Here is a 7,527-nt window from a genome sequence, read left to right on the forward strand (position 1 = left end):
TTGGAGCGGCTTTGGCCAGGGGAAGAACAGCGACCCCAGCGGTTTGAGCGCCAACGGGCCGGACACCGCTCAGTAGTGAGGTCCTTCTGCCTGCTTCGCCCTTCTTCCTTTCTTTTTTGTCTTTTTACTGAACTGCTCGCTGTCCTGCTGAGCTATTACTGCAACCAACCAGGCATCTATACTTTGATCATTTCGCTCTGAAGAGAAAGAAAGGAGTTCACTGATACATGACCGCCGTCACCCCGGCCTCTAGAGGCCAACGCCTACGGCGGCCTACACGCGCCGAGGCACGCTTTGCTCTGGTTGTTCTGCTAGTGGTGAATATGCTCAATTACGCCGATCGCTATATTCTACCGGCGATTCTCCCTCGGGTCCAGCACGATCTGCAGATTAGCGATTTCGAGGCCGGCCTCCTGAATTCAGCCTTCTTGCTCGTCTACGGACTGACCACCTTGCCGTTGGGTATCTGGGCCGACCGTACGCTACGCAAAAACATCGTCAGTCTCTGTGTCGGCATCTGGAGCCTCGCCACCGCTATTACTGGATTGACTCGCAATTTCATCCAGCTCTTCATTACGCGCTCGGTGCTCGGTATCGGCGAGGCTGGCTATGCGCCCGCTTCGCTCTCGCTGCTAGGTGACTATTTCCCGCGCGCTCAGCGTGGACGTGTCCTTTCCTACTGGGCGGCGGCGACCTTGATCGGCTCGGCTCTGGGCTTCGTAATCGGCGGTTTGATCGCCGATACACTCGGCTGGCGCTGGGCTTTCTATGTGGTTGGGCTGCCAGGGCTGGTGGTGGCTTTTCTGGCCTGGCGCCTTTATGAGCCTGCGCGTGGCTCGTTCGAGGAGGATGAGGCTCAGGGGCAAGCTGAAGCTTCTTCGTCTGCGTTAGTGGCTGAGGGCCATGCCAGTCTGAGCGGCGATTTCTGGCGCCAGGCCCGAGCCATTTTGCGTATTCCTACCTATTGGGTGCTCCTGGGCGCCCTCATCTGCAGCTTCTTTACCATCGGGGGAACTTCAGCCTGGTTGCCAACCTACCTCTTTCTGGATTTCCACCTCACTCTGAGCCAGGCCGGGCTGCTGGCGGGTGCCCTCCTGGTCGGGAGCGGTCTGATCGGTACCGTGCTCGGCGGCCTGCTGGCAGATCGCGCCCAGCGCCGCTTCGCGCAGGGCCGTTTGCTGGTGGCTACACTGGGTTTCCTGATCGGCGCGCCTCTGGCCCTGTTAGCCCTCCTCTTCCACCAGCTGCTCCTCTTCGGGGCAACGCTCTTTGTGGCTGGCGTGGCCCTCAATTTCTGTACTGGCCCATTGAATGCTGTAATACAGGACGTAGTGCTGCCAGAAGTACGCGCCACAGCTCTGGGCCTCGCCCTACTGCTCGCCCATCTGCTTGGAGATGCCTCAGCTCCTGTTCTGATCGGCTTGCTGAAGGAGCACAGTTCTCTCCACCTCGCTCTGCTCAGTACCGCCCCCAGCGCTCTGCTCCTGGCCGGTTTGATCTGCCTCCTGGGCCTGCGGACGGTGGCCCGCGATATGCAGCAGATGCAGCGCGCTCTGGAGGAACGCCGCCAGCTGGGGGTGGAGACCAGATAAGGACCGCTCACTCCGGGAAGGAATCGACCACTGAGGAGAACTGGCAGGGGACAGAAAACAGAAAAAGGAACGCCCCGCAATGCGGGGCGTTCTCAGAAACCTTGGAGCGGGCTACGGGATTTGAACCCGTGATCTCAACTTTGGGAAAGTTGCATGTTACCGCTACACCAAGCCCGCGTTTCACTCTTGACGGCATTTATTATAGCCCCCACTGTCGCAAATGTCAAGAGGGTGAGGGGGAATATACTGGCTTTTCGCCCCAGCCCCAGGTTGTCGGGAACCAGCAGCTTCGTTTGTGATATCATGTCGACGGCAATATCTTTGACGTCCGGCGGCACAGCACCGCCCGGCAGGCAAGCGAAACAACACAGCGTAGGGCGCAAGGCCATCAGTAATAGCGCGAACGAGAGGTTAGTAAGCGCACGGCCACCAGGGATTTCCTTACCGGAAGCAGCACGAGAGGAGACAGTCATGGGCTTGCTTTCACGTCTGGCTTTACTGCTGCGCATCCGCAGCAAGGCCGCCCTTGAGCGAGCGGAGGACCCGGTGCAGGTGCTCGATTATTCCTATCAGAAACAAGTGGAGCAGCTTCAGCAGCTTCGCCGCGCCGTCGCCGACGTGGCTACCAGCGAGAGACGCCTGGAACTTCAACAAGCAGAGCTGCAGCGCCAGACCGAGCGCTATGAGCAGCAAGCTTTTTATGCACTTCGCGCTAATCGTGAGGATCTGGCGCGTTTGATTCTGCAGCGTCGCGAGCTGTTGCTTGCTCAGCTCAATAGCTACGAGCAACAGCTTGGGCAGGTGCGCACACAAAAGGAGCAGTTGATCGAGCTGGAGCAACAATTGAGAATGAGGGTCGAGGCGTTTCGCTCGCAGAAGGAGGTCTTGAAGGCCCGCTATAGCGCCGCTCAAGCCCAGGCCCGTATTGAGGAGGCTCTCGCAGGACTGAGCACGGAGATGACGGAAATGCGCCTCGCTCTGGAGCGCGCCCAGGAGAAGATCTTGACCGCGGAGGCCCGCGCCAGCGCTTTGCACTCTCTCCTCGAACAGGGCACACTGGACAGCCCCCTCTCTCCTCCGCTTCTAACCGCTGGCGGCGATCCCCTCGACCGTGAGCTGGCTCGCCTTGATCAGGACGAGCAAATAGAGCAACAACTCCAGCTTCTTAAGCAGCGGCTCTTGTTAGACAGGCCGGCTTCGGAGAGGCAAGGCCATCTCCCTCCAGCGGAAACGTAAGTGTTCTCGGCAGGTCCCAGCCTGCTGCCCTGCGCTGTAGGTTGCAGCGCAGGTAACCAGGACCCGACCCTCCTTGCGCTTTAGGGAGACTCTGCCCTGCCCTTCAGCTTCTGAGGCCCTGGCCTTCGTTTCCCCTTCGCTGTGGTCCGCCCGGCCTTTATTACACTACTGATTGGCCGCCGTTGCGCTCTTCATTCCAGAAGAGAAACGGCCAAGGGAAGAGGCAACTATTGCTGAGATCTAGCTGCTTTTCTTCTCCTTGGCCTTGCGTGCCTTATAGTAGGAGCGTGGCTTGGGTCGGCGCGTTGTATCTTCATACGCCGGTGGCGCCGCCTCTTCACGAGCCATCAGCTCGACCTCGGAGTGCTCTCCCATTAGCTCCTGCAGATCGTTATAGATATCGTAATTATCGATGACATCAGGCATGCGCAGCATGTGCCTTAAGACCTGCATCTGCGAGATCTGGGTCCGGTCATACCTGGTGGGTTCGGCTCGCCTGAGCAGTTTTTCTACCAGAGCAATGCTGTCTTCATGGGCCCCGATGTTGTTCAGGCGCTCATGAATGACCTGCAGTTGTTCGTATAAGTTCATGAATGCCTACTCTCTTTCTAGGGTAGCGGCTACCGCTTGCCGTTCATCACCCTCTATTATATGTTACTTGAACAGGTTGAGGAGTCACTCATCTTTCCCAGAGGGGCGGCTGCAGCCTCTCCCTCCCTACTACCACCTACTCCACCAGCTGGACGGGACGCTGTCCGCTGAGGGCCATCGGCGAGTCGAGGCCCCAGGAGCAGATCACCCAGGGGGTTACGCGACACATCTGAAAAAGAGCAGAGACGAGGCGCGAGGGAGGAGGAAGAAAGTGGGCGCTGAACGCTCTTCCTTGAGCGTCTTGAGCGGCGCGACGGCGAGCCGCTTGGATACGTGGGCTGGAGGTCTGCCTGTAAGGCCCTTCTGGGAGCACCTCACCAGCCCACTCATCGATCACTTCCCAGCCACTTATCCTTACCGTACCACCACTCCACGATGATTCTGGTGATTGCGACGCGCACGCCAAGCGCGCCGTGGGGGATCAACCAGCCAGCTCCAGGCACACTGCGCCACATAGACCCCCAGTGGCAAGCGCGGCGTCGGTACCTCTTGACCGCCAGGTGTGGCCTGTCGCAAGCGAATAGCCTGACGCAGTTCCTCCGCGCTCTGTCCAGGAAAGAGGGTATAGGCGACGCCAATGTGCTGCCAGAAATGGGCATCGCTGCCACCCACCTCGGCAAGCTGCCACTCCTGGTTAGCCAGGCGCACCATATGGCGCTGCGAGGCATTGGCTGGCGAGGGATTGTACATCTCCAGGGCATCGATACAGTAGCCCTTGCTGAGCAATTCTTCGATCCTGACCCGGCTCAGGCTAGGTACCAGGCGCCCGAAGGGGTGGGGCACGACGACCAGCCCTCCCTGGGCCTTGATTTCATCGATGGCCTCTTCCGCCGGTCGCTGGGCACGAGGGGCCTTCTCCACAAAGAGGCCCAGAAGATGGCCATCACGCGTAGTAACCTCAACCCCGATCACCAGATCCAGGGGCGTCGCTGCCTCCTGACCGTCTCCATTTAGGCCGAGAGCCTGCTCCCTGGCAAGCAACTCGGCCACGCGCCAGGCTCCCTCTAGATGGTCGTGATCGGTAATGGCGATGAGACGCAGACCACGACGCCGCGCCTCCTTGATGACCTGAGCCGGACTGGCCCAACCGTCACCAAGGTTCGTATGCATGTGAATATCGGCACGACTGTATCCAGCAGCAGTCATTAAAGTCATGGTGCCGGCTGGGCTCGTCTGATGATCATAGGCTGTCGCAAAAGAGAGTTCCTTCGTCACCTACAACTCACTCCTTGTTACACACTTCCTCAGAATAGAGCGGCAGCGCGATGTAGAAGGTCGAGCCTTCGCCCGCGATCCCCTCGCTCTCCATCCAGATCGAGCCTCCCATCGCCTCGGTCAGCTGACGACAGAGATATAGCCCTAACCCTGCACCGCGCTGCATACTGTTGAGAGCGTTGGGTAGGCGCATAAACCTGGTAAAGAGACGCGCCTGATCTGCTCGCGAGATCCCTGGTCCCCAGTCACGCACCGCAATCAAGGCAAAAGCGTCCGAAGGCGGCCTGGTCGGACGGTGCTGTCCCGCCAAAGAGAGGAGGCCAGAGAGTTCTTCCCAGCTTAGACGCCGTGCGTGAATGGCAACGGGCGACCCCACCGGGGTATATTTGAGCGCATTACCAACGATGTTGAGGAGGATTTGACGCAGCCGCAGATCATCAGCCCACACCTGTAGATCCTCGGGTACTTCAATGTACATACTCCGCTCCTCACGCACCAGGATCGGCTCCAGGATCTCCAGGATCAGCATGACAGGACGAATAACCTGCACTGGCTCCATCTTGAGCATGACACGATCCTGGTCAATGCGGCTGGCATCCATCACATTGCCAAGCAGCAGGACTAGCTCCTCACAAGCTCGACGCGCATTGTTGACGAAACGCGCTTTGGCCTCTTCATCCAGGGATTCCCCAAAATCTCCGAGGAGTTCTAGATAGCCCTGGATGGCCGTCAGCGGCGTGCGCAGCTCGTGTGAGGCAGTCATCAGGAAGTGATTCTTGAGGCGCTCGGATTCCTGCGCTTGCTGGAGGGCTTCACGCAATTCTGTATAGAGCTGCGCGTTGTTCATGGCTATGGCCGCCTGAATGCCAATCTCTTTCAGCAGCTCCAGATGCCTCCGGGTGTAGGCATGAGGGCGATAGGACTGCACAGAGAGAAGCCCCAGAACTTTTTCTCCATAGCGCAGCGGCACAAACAGTATCGATTCCGCTGGTCGGTTGTTGCCGAGCAGATTCGCCCCCTCGCCACTCGCTGTGAGGCCGGCAAACTCGAGAAATTCATGGCTGGTCGTTATGAGTCGGCCAACCGGCTCGTGAAAGAGAATATCATGCGTCTGCGGCAGAATGAGACCAAACTCGACCGCTGGATATTTAACCCCGTCATCGATTAAGAAGTCCATCACCAGCTTCTCACCCTCGCCATCGCGCACATAGCGGGCAATATAAAAGGCATCGACGGGCATCATGGGCGCGACCTGCTCATAGATGGTCTGGTAGATGCTCTGCAGGTCCCCAGGGTCTTCTGGGGCTGAGAGCGCTCGCCCGATCTTAACGAGGGCCGCCCGCTCTTCGCTGTGCCGCTTCAGCTCTTCGTAAAGCCTGGTGCCTTCGATGACAATTGCTGCCTGGTTGGCAAACAATTCGAATAGCTCCAGAATCTCCAGTGTTGGGCGCAGGCCGTTGAGGGGAGAATCGGGGGTAAGGAAGCCCAGAAGAGAGTTATCGGCGCCGCGCAGAGGCACGATCAGCAAGTCTTCAACCTGCCACTCGGGGCCAAGGTCAGGCTCGCTTAGCGGGGTGGAATCCAGGGGCACCGCCTCAACGCGATCATCGACAATGATGAAGAAGCTGGCAAGCGTCGCGTTGCGCCAAATGGGGTCGCCTTTGGGAATAAAGTAGGAGTTACCGATGCGATAGCGCTCGCAGATCAGCTTGTTGAGCGCCTCCTCGGGCAACGGATGCTCGATCAGGTAGCGATGCTGCTCCGGCGAGAGGCCAGCCGAGGCCCTCGCCTCAAAAAAACCGGCCCCGTTGTTGAGATAAAGCGCCGAATAGCGAAAACGCAGCGCCTTACAGGCAGCTTCTGATACACGCTGGAGCAGCGTATCGGTATCCATTCCCAGGCGTAATGAGGCACCAATATCAATAATGTGACGGAGCAGCTCCCGCTGCTGTTGCTCTAAGCTGCTCTCCTGCTGCCTGGTTGATCGCTGTTTCACACGATGCATTCCCCTCTTCATGCCTGAAGACGAGATGAGACCCGCGAGTCAAGCTCATTATAGCACAGTCTCAGCAGCTTCTTACAAATACAGGACTCAGCTCGCTCTAGAGGCCGTTTGCTGCCGCCGTCTCTGGCGGCAACGGCTCCTCTGGCCGATCGAGAGAGGCCTGGCGGGACGGACTTGCCTTTCTGGCTGAGAGACAGTATGATAAGCGGGGCCAGGATGACAAAACCAGCCGTTAGACAGCCGTGAAGGAAGGCTTCAAGACCCAAGAAGGACGCCTTTGCTTTTTCTCCTGGCCGAGACTCGTGTATGCAGATTGCCAGTCCCGCTAATCCACGCATTAAAGCGATTCGTGCCCTGCGTCTGCGCCATGAGCGCGAGCGCAGTGGCCGCTTCTTCATCGAAGGCATTCGCCTTGTGGCGGAGGCGCTCCAGACGGAGGCTCCTGTTGAAACGCTGGTAGTGGCGCCCTCCCTGCTGCGCAGCGACTTCGCCCGTTCCCTGGTGGCGCAAGCACAGACGGCAGGTATTCCCGTACTGGAGGTAAGCGAGACGGTTTTCAGCAGTCTCTCGCAGAAGGAGGGCCCCCAGGGTCTGGCTGCCGTCGTCCGTCAGCGCTGGCAGCGCCTGGAGGAGCTACGTCCAGCTCCTGGCGACTACTGGGTAGCGCTGCACGCCGCCCAGGACCCGGGCAACATCGGGACAATCTTGCGTACTGCTGATGCGGCTGGCGCCCGAGGGGTGATGCTGCTCGATCACTGCGCCGACCCCCACGACCCGAATGCCGTCCGCGCCAGCATGGGCGCCCTCTTTGCTCAGGGTATTATTCGC

At 59.0% G+C, this 7,527-nt stretch carries 6 protein-coding genes and 1 tRNA gene; 3 read left to right on the forward strand and 4 right to left on the reverse strand.

What is annotated here, in order from left to right; genetic code table 11:
* Positions 1-227: 227 nt before the first annotated feature.
* Entirely contained in the window at positions 228-1,592 is a 1,365-nt protein-coding gene (locus IRZ31_RS08405) for an MFS transporter (protein WP_297152338.1), read from the forward strand.
* 102 nt (positions 1,593-1,694) lie between these two features.
* Here IRZ31_RS08405 and IRZ31_RS08410 read toward each other — a convergent pair.
* Positions 1,695-1,769 (reverse strand) — tRNA-Gly (locus IRZ31_RS08410).
* 294 nt (positions 1,770-2,063) lie between these two features.
* Here IRZ31_RS08410 and IRZ31_RS08415 point away from each other — a divergent pair.
* Positions 2,064-2,828 carry a PspA/IM30 family protein gene (locus tag IRZ31_RS08415; protein WP_297152341.1) on the forward strand — a complete coding sequence of 255 codons (765 nt, stop codon included), beginning with the start codon at positions 2,064-2,066 and terminating at the stop codon, positions 2,826-2,828.
* A 240-nt stretch (positions 2,829-3,068) separates the two neighbouring features.
* Here the strand turns inward: IRZ31_RS08415 and IRZ31_RS08420 are convergent, their stop codons facing one another.
* The 3 genes from IRZ31_RS08420 to IRZ31_RS08430 all read right to left on the reverse strand — a co-directional run bounded on the left by IRZ31_RS08420 (position 3,069) and on the right by IRZ31_RS08430 (position 6,699).
* The gene (locus IRZ31_RS08420) at positions 3,069-3,419 is read right to left on the reverse strand and encodes a hypothetical protein (RefSeq protein WP_297152344.1); all 351 of its coding nucleotides are present in this window, start codon (positions 3,417-3,419) and stop codon (positions 3,069-3,071) included.
* A gap of 414 nt (positions 3,420-3,833) precedes the next feature.
* Positions 3,834-4,694 (reverse strand): CehA/McbA family metallohydrolase, encoded by an 861-nt coding sequence (locus tag IRZ31_RS08425; RefSeq protein ID WP_297152347.1) that lies wholly within the window; start codon positions 4,692-4,694, stop codon positions 3,834-3,836.
* A 7-nt stretch (positions 4,695-4,701) separates the two neighbouring features.
* Positions 4,702-6,699, reverse strand: a complete 1,998-nt coding sequence (locus tag IRZ31_RS08430; protein ID WP_297152350.1) for an ATP-binding protein — start codon at positions 6,697-6,699, stop codon at positions 4,702-4,704.
* 306 nt (positions 6,700-7,005) lie between these two features.
* On the opposite strand from IRZ31_RS08430, the gene IRZ31_RS08435 reads away from it, so the two are divergent.
* On the forward strand, positions 7,006-7,527 hold a 522-nt coding region (locus tag IRZ31_RS08435; RefSeq protein WP_297152352.1), incomplete at its 3' end, for an RNA methyltransferase.

Origin of the sequence: Thermogemmatispora sp., assembly GCF_019683635.1 — a bacterium.
Lineage (GTDB): Bacteria > Chloroflexota > Ktedonobacteria > Ktedonobacterales > Ktedonobacteraceae > Thermogemmatispora.